The organism is Calyptranema fuscum S582 (genome assembly GCF_055793305.1).
This window is the reverse complement of record NZ_JBSLYH010000005.1, coordinates 1-22,646: the sequence shown is the minus strand read 5'-3', so window position 1 is coordinate 22,646 and position 22,646 is coordinate 1. Positions and strand designations below refer to the sequence as shown.

Sequence of the window (22,646 nt, the reverse complement as noted above, 5' to 3'; positions counted from 1 at the left end):
GCATGGCATACCTCACAGGAAGCAGGCTACGGTAAGACGTCTGTGCGATCGCCCCTGATGGTATGGGTTCGGTGTATTCCTGGTAAATATTGGGATTTTATTGAATATCTGAACCTAAATATTACGGTTCAGGGTTTTGTCACAGGGGAGGCTGAATTAAGCGTCTGATGCGGTTTTGTTCAACCCAGCGTCAAGCTTCTCTAGACTAACTCCTTTTTTCTCAGAATGGGCTGATTGCCGATGGTATTGCCAAAAACCTGATTCTGATGGATTTCGGGTCGAAGCTATCCAATTCTGGCTAGAGTTAAAACTAGCAAAAAATCAATCCCATCCCTATTAGTGCAACCACTAAATTTTGCCCTATGAGGAATTGAACACGACGCGCCTACGGGGAGGCACCCTCTGCAAACGCAGGGATGGGATTATTAGCCCGTTGCCTATTCTGCCGTAAAAGGCAATCGGCTTTTATCAGTACTAATACAGGATTAAGTGCAAAGCTTTACAAAAAATTAACTGGAACAGTAGAGAAATGTTTACAATCAAGAGTTTTGATTGACAGATAAGGGGTTCGACCGCAATTCTAAAAAGGTTGTGAGCGACATATGCTGAGGTATGTCGCTATTGTTAAGCTTGTGATACAAGAGATAATTGTAAAGATTACTGAGGTTATTGAGATCTTAAGTTACGCAACTTCATGCAATAAGCATTGGAATTGGGGGTACAAGGGTGAAATCTCTTCGTTGAGGTGACCCCGCAGCCCTCATTGTCCAGCCCTATTGATACGCAATAGCATTAGCGTTATGTCCTTCTTCGGGGGCATTGAAGATCTGAAGTCTCAGGCAATAAGATCTGAATACCTGAAGCAGTTCTGCTATCGAGGTTTTATGCTGTCGCTGGCGATGTGCCCTGTAAACCAATCGTTGACTCTAAATTCATGGCTGTAGACTCTCTTCCAAATCCCAACTCCTGGCACACCGTTGCATCTGATAAAGCCTTGGAAGTGCTTCAGAGCGATCGCCAGTCAGGTCTAACCTCACAACAGGTAGAACAACGACTCCAGGAATATGGTCTCAACGAAATTCAGGAAACCGGCGGACGAACTGCCTGGATGATTTTGTTGGATCAGTTCAAAAACATCATGCTGATCATGTTGATTGCCGTGGCAATCATCTCAGGCGTGATGAGCTTTTTAGACCTGAGAGCGGGGATAAATTCGGATGACATTCCCTTCAAAGACACGATCGCTATTCTGGCGATCGTGATTTTGAATGGAGTGCTCGGTTATGTCCAAGAAAGTCGTGCAGAAAAAGCACTGGCAGCCCTGAAAAATCTTGCGTCTCCCAAAGTTCGGATTATCCGTGATGGTAAGACGCTGGAAATTTCTGCTAAAGAGTTGGTGCCGGGAGACATCATGCTGCTGGAAGCCGGTGTGCAGGTGTCTGCCGATGGGCGTTTGGTCGAGGCTGTTAACCTGCAAATTCGGGAAGCCGCGTTAACCGGAGAAGCGCAAGCGGTTAATAAGCAGGTGAATAAACAGCTTCCAGAAGACACTCCTCTGGGCGATCGCGTCAATTTAGTCTTTCAGGGAACTGAGGTCGTACAAGGGCGCGGTACCGTGCTGGTGACCTCCACCGGCATGAAAACCGAATTAGGCAAAATTGCTGCCATGCTGCAATCGGTCGAGTCGGAACCGACGCCGTTGCAAAACCGCATGGATCAGCTGAGCCAGGTCTTGGTTTCTAGCGCCCTGATTTTGGTTGCTATTGTTGTGGGCGTAGGCTTGCTGCTGGCAGGGTGGGATAGATTTAGAGATTTGCTAGAAGTATCGTTGAGTATGGCAGTTGCCGTCGTTCCTGAAGGCTTACCTGCTGTGATCACGGTCACACTGGCATTAGGTACCCAGCGGATGGTACGTCGCCATGCCTTGATTCGGAAGTTACCTGCGGTGGAAACGTTGGGTTCGGTGACGACGATCTGTTCTGATAAGACGGGAACACTGACCCAAAACAAAATGGTCGTGCAGTCGATCCACTCGGCAACTGACTCGCTGAAAGTTGATGGCAATGGCTATGAACCGGAAGGTTCATTCTATCAAGACAAGCAGGCGGTTTCGATTCAAGACTTCCCCGTTTTTCGGGCACTGCTCACGGCATGCATTCTCTGTAATGATTCTGTTTTGCAAAAAGAAAAAGGGGAATGGTCGATTTTAGGCGATCCGACGGAAGGTGCCCTGGTTGTAGTTGCCGCAAAATCGGGTTTAGATCGGCAACAGATTCCCTATGACTTTCCCAGAGTTGTTGAATTTCCCTTTACGTCTGAACGTAAACGCATGAGCACCATTTGCCAGGTGCCAGAGCAAGGGCATGGGTTGCCGCTGAAACCTGCGCCTTATTTGTTGTTTATCAAAGGCTCGCCGGAAATTGTTTTAGAGCGGTGCCGTGATGTTCAAAAACATGACACCGCAGAGGCACTGACCGATGCACACCGTCGCGATATTCTGGCGTTGAATGACCAACTGGCAGGGCGGGGGCTGCGGGTCTTAGGATTTGCCTACAAACCGTTAGAGACTCTGCCCCCTGAAGGTGCCGACGAAGCTACAGAAAAAGATCTGATCTGGCTGGGTTTGGTAGATATGCTGGATGCGCCCAGACCAGAGGTGCGAGAGGCAGTCGAGCGCTGTCGTTCTGCGGGAATTCGTCCGGTGATGATTACGGGCGACCATCAGTTAACCGCTATGGCGATCGCAGAAGATTTAGGCATTGCCAATCCGGGTGACGAAGTGTTAACAGGGCGAGATCTAGACAAAATTGAGGTCGGTGATCTGGAAAACCATGTCGATCGCGTCAGCATTTACGCTCGGGTTGCCCCTGAACATAAGCTGCGGATCGTTCGGGCACTTCAGCGCAAAGGCAAAATTGTGGCGATGACAGGAGATGGGGTGAACGATGCTCCTGCGCTAAAACAGGCTGATATTGGCATTGCCATGGGCATTACGGGCACTGATGTCAGCAAAGAAGCCAGTGATATGGTGTTGCTGGATGACAACTTTGCTACGATTGTTGCTGCTGCCGAGGAAGGCAGAGTTGTTTATACCAATATTCGCCGCTTCATCAAATACATTCTCGGTTCTAACATTGGCGAGGTGTTGACCATTGCTGCATCCCCGTTATTGTTAGCCACTAACGGGGTGCCACTCAGTCCGTTGCAAATTTTGTGGATGAATTTAGTCACCGATGGTTTGCCAGCGCTGGCGTTGGCAGTAGAACCTGCGGAACCAAATGTGATGAACCGTCCTCCCCACGATCCATCGGAAAGCATTTTTGCTCGCGGATTGGGAGCTTATATGATTCGGATTGGTCTGGTGTTATCGGTGATCGCCATCACACTGATGGTCTGGTCATACTACTATTGCCAAACCACAGAGGGCGACCCAGAGCGTTGGAAGACCATGGTGTTTACTACGCTCTGTATCGCTCAGATGGGTCATGCTATGGCAATTCGGTCCAACACCCAGCTAACCATCGAGTTAAATCCATTCTCTAACCCCTATGTATTAGCAGCTGTTGTATTAACGACGGTTTTGCAGTTGATGGTAATTTACATTACGCCGCTCCGTCTCTTCTTTGGTACCCATTTACTTAGCCTGACTGAACTAGCCGTTTGTTTTGGCTTTAGTATGCTGATGTTTGTCTGGGTCGAGTTTGAGAAACTGTTTATGCGCTGGTACGGCAAAAGACGACAAGCCTCTCTCTGATGTACCTGAAAACGCTCCATCTTCGCCAATTTCGTAACTATCAAGAGCAACAGGTTGAGTTTGTCGCACCCAAAACCATTTTGGTGGGCGACAATGCCCAGGGAAAATCTAATTTATTAGAAGCGGTGGCACTCTTAGCAACGTTGCGATCGCACCGGGCAACTCGGGATCGCGAATTGGTTAAAGATGGAGAGGCGATCGCCCAGATTACAGCTCTGTTAGAACGAGATTTGGGATCAGTTGATTTGGGGCTTACCTTTCGCAGCAACGGGCGACGCACGATAACCCTGAATGGCGAAAACTTGCGACGGCAATCTGATTTCTTAGGAATGATGAATGCCGTTCAGTTTTCCAGCCTGGATTTAGATTTAGTGCGTGGGGGTCCCGGTCATCGTCGGGATTGGGTGGATGGTCTGTTGACCCAGCTTGAACCTGTGTATGACTCGATCTGGCAACAATACCACCATATCTTGCGGCAGCGGAATGCACTGTTCAAACTAGCCAAAGCCTCCAATCGCGATCTTCAACCCGATGGGGTTGCGCCGATTGATCTCACCCAACTGGCAATTTGGGATACCCAACTGGCGATCGCCGGTACCCGCGTCATTCGTCGCCGTGCCCGTGTCATCGATCGCTTGACCCCTTTGGCACAAACCTGGCATCACGCCATTAGTGACAGCCGCGAAGAGTTACGGATCGATTACCTGCCCAATGTGCCCGTAGAGCAGGATGATCCAGAAAAAATTCAGCACCGCTTTTTAGAGCAAATTCAACAAAAGGCGATCGTTGAACGCATCCAGGGAACAACCCTGGTAGGTCCCCATCGGGACGAAATTGAATTCACTATCAACCAAACACCTGCCCGTCAATATGGCTCTCAAGGGCAACAGCGGACATTGGTATTAGCCCTAAAACTTGCCGAGTTAATGCTGATCGAGACGATTGTCAAAGAGCCACCTTTGTTATTGCTGGATGATGTCCTGGCAGAACTCGATCTCAGCCGTCAAGACAAATTGTTGCAGACTATTCAAGATCGATTTCAAACCATCATTACCACGACCCATCTGGGTGTTTTCGATGCTCAATGGCTGAACTCATCGCAAATTCTCCACGTCAAAGCCGGACATATTGAAGTCCCCAACCTTCCCACCCCTTAAAACGGCATTGCTTAGGATCCGTACAACGCATCATCAAACCGTTGGATCGCGTCCATATCATAGGGCCCTTTGGGTTGAACGGTAGCTTTTGAGTTGGCTGGCGTCGGCGTTGGCGATTGTTTTGGACTGGGAGTCGCGGTCTGAGCATTTGTGTTGGGTGCGACCGGCTCAGTCTGGTCAGGCTCAGGCGATCGCACGTCTTCCGGTTGAGAATTTGTGGTATCAGCTTGGGCGACGATCCATGGTGCGAAGACCAATGGTGCGGAGACCGATGGTGCGGAAGCGATCGGCGCACTCTGGGCTGTCTCGACCCATACCACCAACGAGACTGCCAGCACCAGCATGGAGAGAACGAAAGATTTTAATAGGTTCATATGCTTAATTTGTTGCAATCAACAATAAGAAACCTTTTCCTCTCATCTTATACGGTGAGTTTTCAAACAGGTGCAGGTATTTTCCATCGATGGTTTTGCCAACCTTGAGAGGCGAATGTGATCAAGCTTGAACACAACGGTTATCCGTGGGAGGATTACAGATCCGGCAAGACCCTGGTGGATTGCTATAAGATCAGAAAAGAGCTACTTCAGAAAAGTTTACAAATAGTTGAGATTTTCCTGTGGAACCGCTGCAACCTGGCGAAAGTAAAGACCCTGCCCTACACACTGCACCGTTTACCTTTGATGACATCGACGCTGCCCTGGAAGACTTAAAATTTGGGCGGATGATTGTCGTTGTCGATGATGAGAATCGTGAGAATGAAGGCGACCTGGTGGGTGCAGCCCAATTTGCCACTCCCGACATGATCAACTTCATGGCAGTCGAAGCCCGTGGGCTGATTTGCTTAGCAATGACTGGAGAGCGCTTGGATCAATTAGATCTGCCGCTCATGGTGAGCAATAAAGCCGATGAAAATGAGCAGACAGCTTTCACAGTCAGTATTGACGGTGCTTTGCATTTGGGTGTGACGACGGGGATTTCCGCAGAAGATCGGGCAAAAACCATTCAAATTGCTATTAATCCGGGTAGCAAACCGGAGGATTTACGTCGTCCCGGTCACATTTTCCCCTTGCGAGCCAAAGAGGGGGGAGTTCTCAAGCGGGCTGGGCATACCGAAGCAGGTGTGGATTTAGCCCGTATGGCAGGGTTATATCCATCTGGGGTGATTTGCGAAATTCAAAATCCAGACGGCTCAATGGCACGCTTGCCAGAACTAATCGACTATGCCAACCATCACCGCCTCAAGATTATTAGCATTGCAGATCTGATCAGTTATCGGTTGCAGCATGAACGCTTTATTCGACGAGAAGCGATCGCCGATTTGCCCACTGAATTTGGGCATTTCAAAGTCTATGCCTACCGCAACTTACTGGATGATTCTGAACATTTGGCACTGGTTAAGGGTGACCCCGATACATTCAAAGATAAGTCGGTTATGGTCAGGGTGCATTCGGAATGTCTTACCGGCGATGCCCTTGGCTCTTTGCGCTGTGACTGCCGGATGCAACTACAAGCCGCATTAAAAATGATTGAAAATGCTGAGCGCGGAGTTGTGGTTTACCTGCGACAGGAAGGGCGCGGCATTGGGTTGGTCAACAAACTAAAAGCCTATTCTTTGCAAGATTTGGGTTTAGATACGGTGGAGGCAAATGAACGCCTTGGTTTCCAGGCCGATCAACGCAACTATGGCATCGGTGCCCAGATTCTCAATGATTTAGGCGTCAAACAGTTTTGTTTGATTACCAACAATCCGCGAAAAATTGCGGGACTGAAAGGCTACGGGCTAGAAATGGTCGATCGGATGCCATTGTTAATTGAGGCAACGTCCTATAACATGGGCTATCTAGTAGCAAAGGCAGAAAAATTAGGTCATTTGCTATTGCAAACCTATTTAGTGACGGTCTCCATTCAGTGGCAAGATAGCCTGCGATCGCCCTCTGAACGCTACGAACGTCTGGAGAAGTTGCGGCATTTGATCAAACCCTATGATCTGCTATTGCAAGAAGAAGCCCGTCCGGTTGCGATCGCGCTATTTGGCAAATCTTCTCTGATCTTCCACCTGGGCTTTGATCAACCGAATATGGTTGCCCCCGATTGGTATACCCAAACCGATCACCCGTGTTTGCAATCGATCGCTCAAATTTTAGATCGTTTAGCGACCTGGCAACCCGTCGAACAGGTGGAATTTATGATTTCTCCGGGCAATGACCCCATGATGAAATTGCAAGTCCAACTCGATCGCCAGATCTTTAAACTCGACAAACAGTCGGAAACTGAGATCAAACCATCCATGGTTTGCGATCGGCTGGAAACCCAACGGATTTATGTCTTTTCCAGCCACACCCCTAATGATTAAAACGCGAGTGTTGCAGATACTAAATTTTGCTATCTGAAGTGCTGCCTCCATGCAGGGGTTCTACCCCTGCACCCGGTGTTAATTTTTTGATTGAGTCTACTAGCGATGTCGAGTCGCGAGTTCATCACCTGCGGATACAGGTTGCCTGAAATCGGGTCTCAGTCTCTGACGTTGCCGAATAGGAATTTGAATAACAAATTCTGTTCCTTTGCCGTAGGTAGAGTGACATTCTAATTTACCTTTGTGTTGCTCGGTTATGATTTGATGACTAATCGACAACCCCAATCCCGTGCCTTTACCAATCGGTTTGGTTGTAAAAAATGGGTCAAACAATCGCGATTTTGCCTTCTGGCTAACCCCTGGTCCATTATCGCTAATATGGACGGAAATCCATTGCTGTTCGACGATTGTTGTCCAAATGCGAATGATATTGGGATTCGCTTCAATTTCTTTATAAGACTTAGGTCGATTGCTTTCTTCTAAGGCATCGATCGCATTACTTAAAAGATTCATAAACACTTGATTGAGCGGTCCTGGATAGCATTCTACGAAAGGAAGATTGCCATAGTCTCGAATCACCTGAATCTCTGGTGCTTCAGGTTTTGCCTTCATCCGATGTCCCAAAATCATCAATGTGCTATCTAACCCTAGATGAACATCGACTGTTTTGAGTTCCGCTTCATCGGTACGAGAAAAATTTCGTAAAGACTGAACAATTTCACGAATTCGGGTTGTTCCAGTTTCCATAGAATTCCGAATCTTAGATATATCTTCGGATAGAAAGTCCAACTCTATGGTCTCTAATGCCTCTTGAATTTCAGGCGTTGCCTCTGGATAAGTTTGATGATAAAGACGCACTAATTTCAATAGATCTTGGGCATATTCATCCATGTAGCTGAGGTTGCCATGAATAAAGTTAACCGGATTGTTAATTTCATGGGCAATTCCTGCAACTAATTGCCCTAAACTAGACATCTTTTCCGCTTGAATCAGTTGATTTTGAGTATTTCTTTGTTTGGTTAGAAGATGTTTTACTTGTTCGATTAAGTCATTAAAAGTGGTATTCAGTTGGCCAATCTCATCGCTACTAAGAACAGGTACCTTTAAATCAAAATTATTTTCTTGATTAATTTTCCGAGCAATTCGGGTCGCTTCTTGAATGGGTTGAGAGATTACCCGACTGGTATAAATAGCTAACAAAATGGCAAAAATAGCAGATAAGGTCATGCTGCCAAAAATAACCTGCATTTTTAAGGCACGGGCATATTGTAAATCAGCTTGAGCTTCTTCATATTCGTCTTCAATCGTGATCATCAATTCTCCTATCCCATGGACTAAATGTTCCAGGTTAATGGATGTAGAATTGAGGTTTGATACGACTAGTTCAGAACGAATAGATTGAATCTCTGATGATGATAGGTTCTGTTCTGACAATTTCTGAAGAAATACTGACTGTTCTCCATACTCTTGAATAACGCCATCATAATCTTCAATTAGCTTTTCATAGACGGCTAACTCTTCCGTCGTTTCTTCCACTTCGGGATTGGCATAAGATGCCTTGAGAGCATCCCATATTCTTTTCGAATCTTCTAAAGACTGACGAAAAAGTTCGTATTCTTGTCGAAGCTCATCTGGCTGGTTTAAGCGACCTACAAGGATATGTCGATGGGTCAGTGTTTGCAGCAAACTAATTTGTAGTTGATTAAGAAATTGACTTTCTTCTAATGAATCTTCTCGGCGTTCTTCCGCTAGAAATTGATAATGGTTGCCTGCAAAAATTCCAGTCGTTGTGCCTGCGATCGCCACTCCCAATGCAATAAAGTAACCTAAGCTAATTTTTTGTTGAATCTTTAGATTCTTAAACCAGGATGATGGACTAAATTGAGAAGATGGACTTAAAGGGTTAGGGATAGTTAATTTGTTTTTCTGGAATTTATTAAAGCGATTCATGACTTTTATGGAATTCCTGAAGTTGAGTTCTTTTATACAAATTTTTCCAATTCAAATTCCCTAAACCGGATGTTGTCGAATCATTGAATGAGTATTTTGGCATCCTTAATCGTCTGGGTTTAAACTCTGCATTCCCAGGCATAGCTAGATTTAAATAAGGGATTGTTTGTTTACTCAAACTTTATAATACAAACTCTGTTTTGGTGTGTGCCAGGTTACACTTCAGCCCGATAGATGCGATGGAGGTAAAACATCTGCATAGGGTTGCACTTGCCCTGTCGGTTGCAGAAAATTTCCTTCCTCCAGGTTAGAGATGAAATGTGCAAAACTTGGGGAAATAGGCAAGGGTAATGCTAAATTTTTTATGAATGTTTGGTGAAAACTGAAGGTTTTCACCAAACATTCATAGCCAAGCGATGGCAGTCGAAGGGTTGATTAGGACAAAGGTTGTGTGGGAACCCGCGCTCCGCGCGGGTTCCCACACAACCTCCTGATTTAACTGTCTCGACGGTTGCTATGGTTCTTAACGACCCATGCCCAACTGGCGTTGAATGTCTCGAATCGCTTTTTGCAACTCCGGCAATCGTGGGAAAACGGCTGAGGCTCGCAAGAACACCTTATAAGGAATGGCTGGAGCGCCAATCACTACCGCTCCGGCGTCAACATTGTTGTGAATGCCTGCTTTAGCCGCTGCTTGGGCACCATCGCCAATGTTGGCATTATTGGCAACGCCCACCTGTCCTCCAAATATGACCCGGTTGCCTACTTTCACGCCTCCGGCTAAGCCAACTTGAGCTGCCATGGCACAGGCTTCACCGATCTCGCAGCCATGCCCAATGTGAACCAGGTTATCGATTTTAGTGTTGCGACGAATGCGAGTTTCACCCACAGCAGGGCGATCGATCGTCGTATTACAGCCAATTTCGACACCCTCTTCTAGCACGGTATAGCCCGATTGCTCCATCTTGTACCAGCCTTCGGGAATGGGCACAAAGCCAAACCCTTCCGAACCGATCGCGGCACCACTATGAATCACACAATCCGCCCCAATCTGGGCACGTTCATGAATCACGCAGTTGGCATGAAGTACGGTGCGATCGCCAATTTCTACGCCTGGATAAATCACTACATTGGGATGAATGCAAACCCCAGCACCAATTTTTACTCCTGATTGAATCACCACATGAGCGGCGATCGCCACATCCTGCCCCAGTTGCACCGTCGGGTCAATTACGGCTGTGGGATGGATCGATGGAGCCGGATGAAACGGTTCATAAAACAGGGCGATCGCCTGGGCAAAGGTTAACCTGGGATAAGAAGATGCAATCCAGGCAATGCCGCGCTCAGTTGCCTGCGTTTGCAACGTCTGGTTCATCGGCAAAATCAAAGCACTGGCAGATGTCGTATCAATCTGATTCGCAAACTTTTCTCCGTCGATATAACTCAGCATCCCAGATGTCGCCTGCTCGACGGCTGCCACCCCTTCAACTTCAGGATCAAGGGCAAGATAGGAGAGCGGGGGTTGAGATGTAGCAGCGGTCAATTTTGCCAACAGTGCGCTAAATTTCATGGTGATCTTACTCGCGACCAGACGAGTGAAATCATATCAGGTCTGGTTCTTAGGCGCGTGGATTTACGAAAACCGAAGATTACGCGAAGCGATACAATCCCAACCCTATGGCTTCGGTGCGCATGGGCTAAAAATTGGAGTATTGATTTTGTCTGGGGACGTACATCATCTTGGGATCTTTTTCGGATAGTCTGGATAATTTGGTGCAATAGTTTCTCAAGACAGTTCCCCCAACTGTTGTGATCCTTATAGCAATTTGCCGTCGAGTAGAGTAGAAATTATGTTTTGCAAGCCCTGCTCCGCAGGGCTTGCAAAACAATCTGGTTCTATCCGAGCGCGAAACGCTATGTAGCCCCAGCCAGAATGAAGCCATCATGATTTTCTCTGTTGTCCCTCGCTTTCGCCAATTTCATCTGCGGACAGCACTGGTTGTCCCGTTTGTTTTAGAACTCATTGCCGCTGTTGGGTTAGTTGGCTACATCTCTTTTCAAGGAGCCCATAAAGCCGTTCAAGACCTTGCTTCCCAACTGCGTTCAGAGCTGTCTGCCCGAATTGAACGGGAATTGGATAGTTACTTCACCACGCCTCATGATGTGAATCAGCTCAATGCCGTAGCTTTTTCTCAAGGCGATTTGGATTTTAAGAATCCTCAAAATGTTGCTCAAATCTACCAGCAAGTCAAAATTTCACCCTTCATTTTTGGCATCTATTGCGGCACTGAAAACGGCGAATTTTTAGGAGCAGGGCGGGATTTGACGGGTCGTGAAATTGTCATGTGGCTGACCAATGCGGCAACTAAGCAACATTTTTATGACTATGAGTTAGACAATCGGGGCAATCGTCTGGGGTTTGTCAATGATTCGGGTGAATACGATCCACGTCAGCGTCCCTGGTATCAAGCTGCTTTGCAAAAGCAAGCTGCCACCTGGAGCGAAATTTATATTGACTTTGCGACTGAACTGCCGGTGATTACGGCAAGCCGACCCGTATTTAGTGAAGCAGGGGGAGTTGTCGGCGTTTGTGCGACTGATGTGCAATTGCCTAAAGATTTTCGAGAATTTCTCTCGCAGCTGCAAATTGGCAAGACGGGGGAAGCCTTTGTTATCGATCGCTCGGGTCGGATTATTTCTAGCTCTACCGATGAACCTTTAACCGTAGGCAAAGTGGATAATACAACGTTAATTCAGGCAAGCAACAGCCGCGAACCGTTGGTGAGTCAAACGGCTCAGTTTTTGCAAAAAACATTTGGCAATTTCAACCAGATTCAGCGATCGCAGCAACTCGACTTCAACCTCAACGGTCAACGGCAGTATATTCAAGTCCTGCCATTTAATGACGGGCGTGGGTTGGATTGGTTGATTGTGGTGGTGGTGCCAGAATCCGATTTTATGGGACAGATCTACACCAACACGCGCAATGCCGCACTTCTGACCTTGCTGGCACTGGGGGTGGCGATCGCCCTTGGGGTGCTGACGGCTCGCCGCATTACCCGCCCCATCCAACGGGTGAGTGAAGCGTCAGAGGCGATCGCTCAGGGGGGCGACCTGACTCAAGATATCGGCAACAGTCGCATTATTGAAATCAGCAGACTTGCCAATTCGTTTAACACCATGGCAGGGCAGCTCAAAGAATCGTTCACCCATTTAGAAGCCAAAAATGTCGATTTACAGCACGCTAAAGCCGAACTGGCAAACGCCAAAGCCCAACTAGAAGCCGTTTTAGATGCCGTTCCCGGTTCAATTTCCTGGGTGAATGAAGATGGGGTTTACCTGGGGGTGAACCGTTATCTGTCAGACAGCTTGAATCTACCACCCGATGGCATTGTCGGTCGAGAAGTCGGCTTTATCAACAATAGCCAAGAGTATGCCAACTTCATGCGAGAGTTTTTAGCGAGCGCTGACGAATCCAGTTCGCGAGAAATTCAGGTTACGGTGAACGGCGGCGATCGCTATTATTTGATTGCAGCCCAAAAATATCAGCAGGGATGCTCTACCGTTTCGGTTTCTGTGGGCATTGATATTACCGAACGACAGCAAGCACAAGATGCCCTTCGTATTGCCGAAGCCAGCTATCGGGGCATTTTTGAAAACGCACCCCAGGGCATTTTTCAATCAACTCCTGATGGACACTTTATTCGAGTCAATTTAGCCCTGGCACGGCTATATGGGTACGATTCTCCCGCAGAGCTACTGGCAAATATTTCAGACATTAGCAGCCAGATTTATCTTGACCCTGCTTTGCGCGAAACCTTTAAGCAGCAGGTTGAACAAGACGGCAAAGTAGAAGGATTGGAATATCAAGTGTGTCGGCGCGATCGCAGCATCATTTGGGTCAGAGAAAATGTCATCGCCATCCGCGACTCTAATAATCAAATTGTCTACTACGAAGGCGTGATAGAAGACATTACTGACCGCAGGCAGCGAGAAGACGATCTGCGCCGACAACTGGAAGAATTGCAGATTGAAATTGACCACAAACGACGCCAGCAAGAAGTTGCCCGAATTACGCAGAATGGCTACTTTCAAGAATTACAAGCAGCAGTAAACCAGCTCGACCTGGATGAGTTTTGGAGTTAAATTTCATACCCATTTAATGAGCGATCGCACCAGATCCCGTAGAGGCGCATCGCAATACGCCCTTACAGAAGATTGAGGCTGGGGACAAAAACAAAAAATCGCGGCAGTGCCGCGATTTTTTGCTTCTAAGATAGAGTCTCAAACATTAGTCGATGTAGCCCATCAATGCTTCTGGATCATCAATGTCATTAGAGGCGATCGGGCGACCCCCTGGCAGCAAAGACGCTTCTAGTAAGCGTGGATCACTTGCCATAATTGGACGACCCCCCGGCAGCGTCAGGTCATCGCGAATGATCATTTCACTGGCGAAGATGGGGCGATGGTCTGCCAGCGCGTTGGACTCAACGATGCGAAGGTTGCTTGCCATAATTGGACGGTTATTTAAGATGGTGCCAAAAATCTTCATATTGCTGGCAGCAATGGGGCGCAAACCAGCCACAGAAATGCTCTCAATGATATCCAGTGAATCCGGTGCAACTGGACGATTCCAAACAGAACCCGAAGGGCTGATTTCAATAGCTCCTGACTTCTCTTTTTGATCGCCGCTTTTCACGGAGAGCGCAGTAACCTCACCTTTCTCAGCCGTTGCAGCTTTGGCTTGACCGCCATTCCCGGTACTTTTTTCTTGCTCAGCCATTGTATTCTCCAGTTGACCCGCTTTATTTTCAGTACTGCTTTCTGATGCCCCCTTACCAGGTCTGGTTCTGCGACTGGTGCGCTTGACTGGTTCGGTGGTGCTCATGCGCCAGTACCCCTAAAAAAATTAATAAACTTCCCGATAATCAAACGATCGTTCAGTGCTGTATGTTGAAGATTGTCTTTAACGACAGCAAGGCTTCAGAATGTCTTTAAACGATGCCCCCTTATTATAGGGGTAAAGCCCCTAGCCTAAGTTAAAGACTAGCTATGAAAAACATAGAAATATTTTAATAATTGCTTTCAATCGGTTTGATAAATTTTGTTTATAGAAACAAGCCACAAGATATAACAATTGAATACAGAAACGGTATTGTAAGATGTTCTGTGCCTCACAATACCGTACTAAATCGACCTGCACAGCGCTATAGGTTGGCGAGAGGGTTTAGCCCAAGAATCGCTTGAGGGTCGGAATTCGAACCAGCACGAAATAATCTAACAGCAGTACCGTGATTAACGACAACCCAACCAGCGGAAAGGCAATCCCCAAGACTGCGATCGCCCCGATTGGCAGTTTCCACGGCTGCTTATAGGCTGGTAACATAGGTGCGCCCAAACGCCCCAAAGGACGACGCTGCCACCACATCACTACGCCGCTGATACATAGCACTACGACAATGACACAAGCAAACAACATCAGCAATTGGTTCCCCAAACCAAAGTATTTGCCCATATGGATTGCCACGCCCATTTCCACTGCTCTGGGAACTAAGCCATAATCCTGCCAGCGCACATCTGCCAAAATCTTGCCGCTGTATTGATCGATATGCAGTGTTGTTTCCAGAGTGGGATCATCTGGAAATGCAGAGACAGTATAGACCCCAGTTTCATCGGCAGGAAAGCTTACACTGAATCCAGGTGGTGCCTTTTGGGCTTGAGCCAATGCAATGACCGAATCTAAATTCACGGGTGTGCCTGGAGCTAGCCCATTTTCTGTGGCGTTGGCAGACCCAGCATCCTGTTCTGCTGAATGCAGTTGATGGGATTGAGTGGATGGGGTTGAGAGTGGCATGGGTAACTGTTCGACTGCCCAGGGCACAACCTGGTTGCCGTGCTGATTTAACGAACCCGTGAGCACCGTCGAAGAAGGAATGTCATCCCACATTTGTGCAGGAAAGCGACTCCACACCTGAGCAAAGGTGTCGCCCCAAAAAACAGACCAGGGGAGTCCAGTCAAGATCAAAAATGCCACCAACAAGGTGCCATAGAAGCCAGAAACCGCATGTAAGTCTCGCCAAAAGACCCGCTTGTGGGTATGCCCATTGGGATGCCAGAGCCGGGGCAACAACGTTCCCCAAAGGCTGAACCCGTTGCGCGGTAGCCACAGATAGAGTCCTGTGAGCAGCAACACCAAACCCCAACAGGCTGCCAGTTCGACAATATAATCACCCACTTTGCCTATCATCAATTCGCCGTGTAATGCCCGAACATTGGCTTGCAGGTTATGGTCTTCATCGCGATCGCCCAACACTTTCCCTGTATAAGGATCAATAAAGACAGTTAAATTTTGTTCATTGGCTGTCGTGACTCCTATTTCTGTACTCCGGTTGGGAGCTACATTGGGAATGACCTTGGTCACGGTTGCATTAGGATATGCCTGCTGGGCTGCCTCTAATTGTTGTGTATAAGGCAATATTGTTTCCGCAGGCTGCACAAACAGTTGATTGTGATACATCACTGTATCCAACTGAGGTTTAAACAAATAGATGCTGCCTGTAATAGCAAGCAATAGCATAAAGGGAATCACAAACAAGCCTGCGTAGAAATGCCAGCGCCAAATTGTCCGATAAAAGCGGTTGGGGGGAGATTCAGCATCGGGAGATATTTGATTGTCAACGTTTGTGATCTGCGGCATAAAAATTCAGAGATAGAATTAACTACGAAAATGCAACAGTTGCAAATTAGTGTCAAAAGACATGCCGTCAAACTCCAAACTTTATTTAGAATTTCAGAATTGATTAATCTGTAATGTTGGTTGCGAGAGCGACGGCGGAGCCATCGCTCTCTTGGAAAGGATAGGGTTTTGTTAAATCCCTGATCCTGAGTTAGTAACCTTCAGGGTCTAACCCCACAACACTGTTTTTGTGTTTGACAAATTCGCACACTACTAAATTGATAAAAATAATTTTCAGAAACTTAAAATAAATGGCAATACTGATTTTGATCCGACATGGACAAAGCACCTGGAATGCCGCCAACAAATTTACCGGCTGGGTCGATGTGCCGTTGAGCAAAAAGGGACGGGCAGAAGCGGTGACTGCCGCTGAGAAATTGCAGACCTATCCCATCGACGTGTGCTATACCAGTTTGTTGATTCGGGCGATCGAGACAGCTGTGATTTGCCTGACTGAATTTGAATCGGTCTGTGGGGGGCGCAGTCCTGTGATTAAGCACGCTGCCGATGACCCCGAATGGCATGGCTGGGATCATTACGAAGGCGATATTGCAGAAGAATTGCCGATCTTCCTGTCCCAAGCTCTGGATGAACGGTATTACGGCGATTTACAAGGTCTGAATAAGGCAAAAACTGCCGAACGATTTGGCGCAGCGCAGGTACAGGAATGGCGGCGATCGTTTTCGATCCATCCACCCGGCGGTGAGAGCCTGGAAGATACGATGAATCGGGCAGTTCCCTTTTTTCGCGATCGCATTCTGACCCATCTTCAGCACGGCGATAATGTCCTGGTTGCGGCTCACGGCAACTCGTTGCGCGCCATCATTATGGAGTTAGATCAGCTGGCACCCGAAGACGTTCCGGGTTTAGAACTGGCAACGGGTGTGCCGATTGTCTATGATATCAACGCTGCCGGAGAAGTCTTACAAAAAACGATCTTATAGTCAGCCAGAGTGCCCTATCAGCATGAAAATTTTGATCTTAAATGCCGGATCGAGCAGTCAAAAAAGTTGTCTGTATGACCTGCCGACTGACCATTTGCCACCCGATCCGCCTGACCCGGTGTGGGAAGGACAACTGGATTGGACGCACCAGGCAGATGCTGCCGAAATGGTTGTGAAAACGGCAGCCGGGGTTGAAATCAAAGCATCTTTGCCGACTGCCTCTCGTTCGGAAGATACGCTGAAGTTGCTGGAAACGTTATGGAGTGGCTCTACCCAGGTTTTGCAACACCCCACGGAGATTGATATCGTAGGACATCGGGTGGTGCATGGCGGCGAACATTATCGACAGAGCACTCGGATTACGGCTGACGTGAAAGCAGCGATCGCCCAATTGGCAACGCTTGCACCTGCCCACAATCCGGCAAATCTAGCTGGCATTGAGGCGATCGAATCGGTGTTGGGAACTGTTCCCCAGGTTGCGGTCTTTGACACGGCTTATCACAGCCACATTCCCCTGGCGTCGGCAACCTATCCGATCCCCTACGACTGGTTTGAGCAAGGCATTCGGCGCTATGGTTTTCATGGCATCAGCCATCAGTACTGCGCCCAACGAGCGGCACACCTTTTGGGTCGAGATCTGGCGCAACTGCGGCTAATTACCTGTCATCTGGGCAATGGTTGTTCTCTCGCGGCGATCGCTAACGGACGTAGCATTGACACCACGATGGGGTTCACACCCCTGGATGGATTGATGATGGGTACCCGTTCCGGTGCGGTTGATCCGGGGATTTTAATTTACCTGATGCGGCAAAAGGGATACAGTGCCGACCAGCTCGATCAGCTATTGAACAAATCCTCTGGATTGAAGGGCATCTCCGGGATTTCCGGCGATATGCGGCAAATTATGCAGGCGATCGCCCAGGGAAATGATCGTGCCCAACTGGCGCTCGATATCTACATCCATCGCTTGCGATCGGGCATTGGTGCCATGCTGGCGAGTTTGGGTGGTGTGGATGCATTGGTGTTTACCGCAGGAGTGGGCGAACATTCTGCCCAGGTGCGCCAGCAAACCTGTGAGGCGTTTGCCTTTCTGGGCTTAACCCTGGATGAGCAAAAAAATCAACAGTCTCCTCGCGATCAAGACATTGCTCACCCCGATTCAACGGTGCGCGTCTTGGTGATTCATACCCAGGAAGATTGGGCGATCGCCCAAGATTGCTGGCAACTCTGGGCTGATTCGTCTGATTTATCTGATTCCTCTAATCCATCTGAGCCGAGCTGAATAGCTTGGACGCAGGGGCACCCCGGTCGGGGTGCCCCTGCATGATTGATTCTGTTATGGCAATGGAGTAGATGGTTAGGACAGTGGGGGTGTGTGGGCTGCGCCCCCAGCCAGGGGTTCCACCCCTGCACCCCGTTCAACCAGCCTCTCGGTTGCTATATAGCGGTGTGCAAGTTCGTGAAGTACAGAAACGGTGTTGTGGGGCGCGGAGCGCCCCACAACACCGTACTGAATCAACCTGCACAGCACTATAGACAAAAATTAGACAAAATAATTGGCGATCGCCAGTACCCCCGCACTGGCATTGGTGCTGTAGAACGTCATGCTCGTGACATCGACAACTAAATCACGGGTGGCGGTAAAGGCAACGGCAGCATTGTTGACCGCCAGGTAGGTTTTGTCCTGCCAGGTAAAGAAGACCGCTTCATTGGCTGCCAGGGTTTGATTGCCATTGGTTTTCTGATTTTTGTCTGCGTAAGCCGCCTGGGTTGCCTGGGTCAGACTGGTTCCGGTCACGACTCCAGCATTAAATAATCCGTTAGGGCGATCGCTGATCCAATCATCATCCACATCCAACAGAAAGCGATCGCCGACTTTGGCATTAAAATCGGTGATCTGGTCGAGCGTCGTCACTAAAGAACCGGACAATGCCGCTTTCTGGCTGGTTCCGGCATAGATGAAATAATCGGCACCACTACTCCCCGTCAGCCGATCTGCTCCTGCTCTGCCCAATAAAAAATCGTTGCCCGCAGCCCCTACCAATGTGTCTTTAGCTGTCGTGCCTACAAGGACGTCGGTGTCGCTACTGCCCTTGAAAACAGCGGTTCCAGTCAGGTATTCAAATGCACCAACATCAGGTTTGCTATCTCGGCTCAAGCCCCGTTGATCGGTATCTGGTGCCTCCGTTGCATCGGCTTTATTCAACGCCGGACTGCCCGTCAACAGTGCATAGGTTTGCCCCCATCCACCATGATTTTGCAAGGTGCCTAACTTTGGATCGATCACCCGACTGCCTGCCACCACTTTGACATCCTGCGAACTGGTGGTTTGAGGTGCAGGAAACTCGATATTGCCGCCGCCATCGGTAAATTGGCGATTGGTTTGCTCGTTGAGATTCCAGGGATTGTCGCCTGTATTGAACGCCACAATGGAATTGGTCAGCGTCACCGACTGATCGCCGCTCCAAAACGCACCGCCCATAAAGCCTGCTGAGTTGTCCGCAATAGTAGTGTTGATTAACTGATTGGATGAAGTACTGGTGTTGGCAAAGGTGATGGCACCGCCCAACCCATTGCCCTGCCCGTCATCTGCTTGATTTTGTGAAAACGTACTGTTGCTAATCGTGGCAAACGCGGCTTCGCCCAGCCACAATCCGCCCCCCTGTTGCCATGCTTTGTTTTTAGCAAAGGTGGTATTGCGAATGATCAATTCACCATTGCCGTGGCGCAAGCCGCCGCCCAGCGCATCGCCCAAGGCACTTTTCTCGACGACATTATTGATGATGGCGCTATTCTCAATAATGGCTTTATCCGTTCCGTATAGGAAAAGGAACAGTCCACCTCCCTGTCCCGCGCCCCGGTTGCCATCAAACCGACTGCCGCGAATGGTAATCGTGCCGCCAATCGCTCCAGGTCCCGAGTTTGCGCCAGAGGCATTGGCACCATCGACATAAATTGCTCCGCCATAGCCGCTCGTGCTAATGGCTTGAGTGCCGCCTGCGGTGGAATCATTGTCACGGAAAACGGAATTTTCGACCCGCAATTGAGTCAATAAATTATTGATAGCACCACCATTCGTGCCCTGGTTGCCAATGAACGAACAACCCCGGATCGTTAACGTTCCTCCACTTTTAGTGGCGATCGCTCCACCACCCCGTTCACTCAATGCCAGCGTCCCGTCATTGCCCTTAAAGCTACTGTCAATCACCGTTGTGGTGCTGCGGAATCCGGTATAAATGCCACCCCCAAACCCAGCAACGTTATTGTTAATGCGGCATTTTGTGATGGTTAAGACGGTGTTGTTGCTGGTCTGAATTCCTGCACCCGCGCCGGTCGCTTCATCTGCCCCAGTCAGCTTGCCATTGAGGATCGTCAGATTTTTTAGGCTGACGTTGATATCGCTGCCGATGAGAAACACCCGACTGGCTTTGTTGCCACTAATTTTGATGCCTGCTGCCGCTGCCCCATCAATCGTGAGATTTTTGTCGATCGCCAGTTGACCACGGGTCAGGGTAATGGTTTTACCCTTAAGTTTGCTGGCAAAGCGAATTACCTCTCCGGCGGTGGCATTGGCGATCGCAGCTCGCAACGATCCCTGACCACTATCGGCAGTCGTTTGAACGATAATCATAATTTCCGCAACCTTCCCAAACGATGGGTGATAGGAGTTGAGCGCAAGACGTTATGGCAGGATGGTGTTGCGGACAAACCCGGAGGTTTCATCCGCTAAACCATTGCCAAAACAGCAATGCGATTGAGAAATGGGTAGATTTTGGAATCCTGATTGTTAGCGCTGTAGCCAGAACGATAGGAACCGTAGTTAGACATGCGATCGCTACAGCTCAATGAAAATTGCCAGCATCAGGCTACTCTCTGCCATTAAAAATCAATGGGAGCGTAGACCAGCTGATCAAGTGCCACACCTTTAGATTGCCCATGAATTACAGGTGATGCTGATTTTGGGGATAAATTTGGACGTGAAACCAGAGGTTTCACGTCCAAATTTATCCCGCTATATCAATCCCAAATAGGTTGTAAGAGGCGCACCCCGAAGGGGTGCGCCTCTTACAACCCGCTTATCTTACAAATCGTTTAGGACTGCTGTATTAAACAGCGCCAAATGAACCTATTGGGATGAAGTGACTCAGTGCGCCACACTACGAGTAGGAGTCGCCTTACTTGGTGATCTATATCACTTTAAACCTGCGATAACGATCACCTGGGAAGGTGGGGATTGGTCACACGCTCTCACAGAAAAATGCCGGATACTATATCTTGTCCCTAGCCTTAGCACTTTCATGCACTCTGAAGTCTCCCTGCTTCAACTCCCGATAGAAGAGCTAGTTGACCAAATTCTTCTCTCCTGCAAAATTACTGGCGATGAGAAAAGCCAACTGGCAGGCATTCTGGCTGGCTTGGAACTGCTGAACGAAGACTCTAAAGCCAAGGTTCAACGAGTATTCTACGGTCTGCGCCACGGACTCATAGAGATGGTGGACTGACATTCAAGACCTAAAAAGTTTAGGCAACTGCACGAATGACTGGGCTGTCTCCTGTTGTGCCTGGTCAGTTTTTATCTGCCTGATCGCTCTGTGTCATAAGTCATGCTCCTGAAGCCACACCCATGTGTGGCTTTTTCATTCTGGCGATCGCACACCAGAGTGGCTACTCAGGCTTCAGAATGGTAAAGGACGCGATCGCCAGAATGCTTCATGCCGCTTAATTTTAGCAACACTAACTCTGTCTGGGCTTCGGTTTTAGTCGAGACGCTCTATCGCCTCGGACTGACCACTGCCATTCTTTGCCCAGGGTCTCGGTCTGCCCCGTTAACCGTCGCCTTTGCCCAGCATCCGCAGATCGATGCGATTCCTGTCTTAGATGAGCGATCGGCAGCCTTTTTTGCCCTGGGTATCGCAAAACGGACTGGGCGTCCGGTGGGGCTAATCTGTACCTCCGGAACGGCAGGGGCAAATGTCTATCCGGCAGTGATCGAAGCTAGAGAAAGCCGCATCCCTCTCTTAGTACTCACGGCTGATCGCCCTCCCGAACTGCGCGAATGTAATGCCGGACAGACGATCGATCAACAAAAGCTCTACGGCACGTTTCCCAACTGGTATAGCGAACTTGCGGTTCCTTCTTTAGAGCTGTCAATGCTTGCCTATCTGCGGCAAACGGTGATTCATGGCTGGGAGCGATCGCTCCATCCCGTGCCGGGTCCCGTTCATCTCAACCTGCCATTTCGAGATCCCCTGGCTCCCATTCCTCAAGCTGATGCTGAGGCGATGGCTGACACCTTTCCCGCAGATTTTTTTGATGGCGTCGATGAGCAACCCCCAAGCATTACCCTGCCCCCTCCCTTTTCTTTGCCCTGGTCAGACTGGCAAACCAGCTCAAACGGCATCATCATTGCCGGAGTAGCTCAACCGCAGTCTCCCAAAGCTTATTGTCAGGCGATCGCAACGCTAGCTCAGACCTTACAATTTCCGGTGCTGGCAGAGGCACTATCGCCTTTGCGCAACTATGCCGACCTCAATCCCTATCTGATTTCCACCTACGACTCCATCCTGCGACGTCCAGAATGGGCAGACAAACTCGCCCCAGAACTTGTTATTCGTATTGGCGAAACGCCCACCAGCAAAGAACTACGCACATGGCTGACCCAGACCCAACCGAGACAATGGGTAATTGATCCAGGCGATCGCAACCTCGATCCCCTCCACCTAAAAACCACCCACCTCCGCCTCTCCATTTC

At 48.7% G+C, this 22,646-nt stretch carries 14 protein-coding genes; 8 read left to right on the top strand and 6 right to left on the bottom strand.

What is annotated here, in order from left to right:
* The first annotated feature begins 934 nt into the window (after positions 1 to 934).
* On the top strand, positions 935 to 3,754 hold the full coding sequence (locus tag ACR6Z4_RS05100; protein WP_479716151.1) for a cation-translocating P-type ATPase: 2,820 nt from the start codon (positions 935 to 937) through the stop codon (positions 3,752 to 3,754).
* Positions 3,754 to 4,911 (top strand): DNA replication/repair protein RecF, encoded by a 1,158-nt coding sequence (gene recF / locus ACR6Z4_RS05095; RefSeq protein WP_479716150.1) that lies wholly within the window; start codon positions 3,754 to 3,756, stop codon positions 4,909 to 4,911. The genes ACR6Z4_RS05100 and recF overlap by 1 nt, the downstream gene beginning before the upstream one ends.
* Positions 4,912 to 4,922: 11 nt before the next feature.
* On the opposite strand, the gene ACR6Z4_RS05090 is transcribed toward recF, so the two are convergent.
* A complete protein-coding gene (locus ACR6Z4_RS05090) occupies positions 4,923 to 5,285 on the bottom strand; it encodes a hypothetical protein (protein ID WP_479716149.1) in 363 nt (120 codons plus the stop codon).
* A 242-nt stretch (positions 5,286 to 5,527) separates the two neighbouring features.
* Here ACR6Z4_RS05090 and ribBA point away from each other — a divergent pair, with 242 nt between their 5' ends.
* Entirely contained in the window at positions 5,528 to 7,264 is a 1,737-nt protein-coding gene (gene ribBA, locus ACR6Z4_RS05085; protein WP_479716148.1) for a bifunctional 3,4-dihydroxy-2-butanone-4-phosphate synthase/GTP cyclohydrolase II, read from the top strand.
* Positions 7,265 to 7,363: 99 nt separating this feature from the next.
* Here ribBA and ACR6Z4_RS05080 read toward each other — a convergent pair whose 3' ends face one another.
* Both ACR6Z4_RS05080 and lpxD read right to left on the bottom strand, forming a co-directional pair.
* Positions 7,364 to 9,214: a sensor histidine kinase gene (locus ACR6Z4_RS05080; RefSeq protein WP_479716147.1), complete on the bottom strand. Its 1,851-nt coding sequence runs from the start codon at positions 9,212 to 9,214 to the stop codon at positions 7,364 to 7,366.
* A gap of 523 nt (positions 9,215 to 9,737) precedes the next feature.
* Positions 9,738 to 10,784: a UDP-3-O-(3-hydroxymyristoyl)glucosamine N-acyltransferase gene (gene lpxD / locus ACR6Z4_RS05075; RefSeq protein ID WP_479716146.1), complete on the bottom strand. Its 1,047-nt coding sequence runs from the start codon at positions 10,782 to 10,784 to the stop codon at positions 9,738 to 9,740.
* A 308-nt stretch (positions 10,785 to 11,092) separates the two neighbouring features.
* Between lpxD and ACR6Z4_RS05070 the strand changes: the two genes are divergently transcribed.
* Complete coding sequence (locus ACR6Z4_RS05070) at positions 11,093 to 13,360, top strand: PAS domain S-box protein (protein ID WP_479716145.1); 2,268 nt, start codon at positions 11,093 to 11,095, stop codon at positions 13,358 to 13,360.
* Between the two features lie 145 nt (positions 13,361 to 13,505).
* Here ACR6Z4_RS05070 and ACR6Z4_RS05065 read toward each other — a convergent pair whose 3' ends face one another.
* Both ACR6Z4_RS05065 and ACR6Z4_RS05060 read right to left on the bottom strand, forming a co-directional pair.
* Positions 13,506 to 14,102: a hypothetical protein gene (locus ACR6Z4_RS05065; protein WP_479716144.1), complete on the bottom strand. Its 597-nt coding sequence runs from the start codon at positions 14,100 to 14,102 to the stop codon at positions 13,506 to 13,508.
* Positions 14,103 to 14,441: 339 nt separating this feature from the next.
* A complete protein-coding gene (locus ACR6Z4_RS05060) occupies positions 14,442 to 15,911 on the bottom strand; it encodes a PepSY-associated TM helix domain-containing protein (RefSeq protein WP_479716143.1) in 1,470 nt (489 codons plus the stop codon).
* Positions 15,912 to 16,201: 290 nt separating this feature from the next.
* Here ACR6Z4_RS05060 and ACR6Z4_RS05055 point away from each other — a divergent pair, with 290 nt between their 5' ends.
* On the top strand, positions 16,202 to 16,894 hold the full coding sequence (locus tag ACR6Z4_RS05055) for a 2,3-bisphosphoglycerate-dependent phosphoglycerate mutase (protein WP_479716142.1): 693 nt from the start codon (positions 16,202 to 16,204) through the stop codon (positions 16,892 to 16,894).
* 22 nt (positions 16,895 to 16,916) lie between these two features.
* On the top strand, positions 16,917 to 18,176 hold the full coding sequence (locus ACR6Z4_RS05050; protein WP_479716141.1) for an acetate/propionate family kinase: 1,260 nt from the start codon (positions 16,917 to 16,919) through the stop codon (positions 18,174 to 18,176).
* Positions 18,177 to 18,437: 261 nt separating this feature from the next.
* On the opposite strand, the gene ACR6Z4_RS05045 is transcribed toward ACR6Z4_RS05050, so the two are convergent.
* Entirely contained in the window at positions 18,438 to 20,525 is a 2,088-nt protein-coding gene (locus tag ACR6Z4_RS05045; protein ID WP_479716140.1) for a choice-of-anchor Q domain-containing protein, read from the bottom strand.
* Between the two features lie 667 nt (positions 20,526 to 21,192).
* On the opposite strand from ACR6Z4_RS05045, the gene ACR6Z4_RS05040 reads away from it, so the two are divergent.
* The gene (locus ACR6Z4_RS05040) at positions 21,193 to 21,396 is read left to right on the top strand and encodes a hypothetical protein (protein ID WP_479716139.1); all 204 of its coding nucleotides are present in this window, start codon (positions 21,193 to 21,195) and stop codon (positions 21,394 to 21,396) included.
* A 210-nt stretch (positions 21,397 to 21,606) separates the two neighbouring features.
* The coding region (gene menD / locus ACR6Z4_RS05035) for a 2-succinyl-5-enolpyruvyl-6-hydroxy-3-cyclohexene-1-carboxylic-acid synthase (RefSeq protein WP_479716138.1) at positions 21,607 to 22,646 on the top strand (1,040 nt) is incomplete at its 3' end.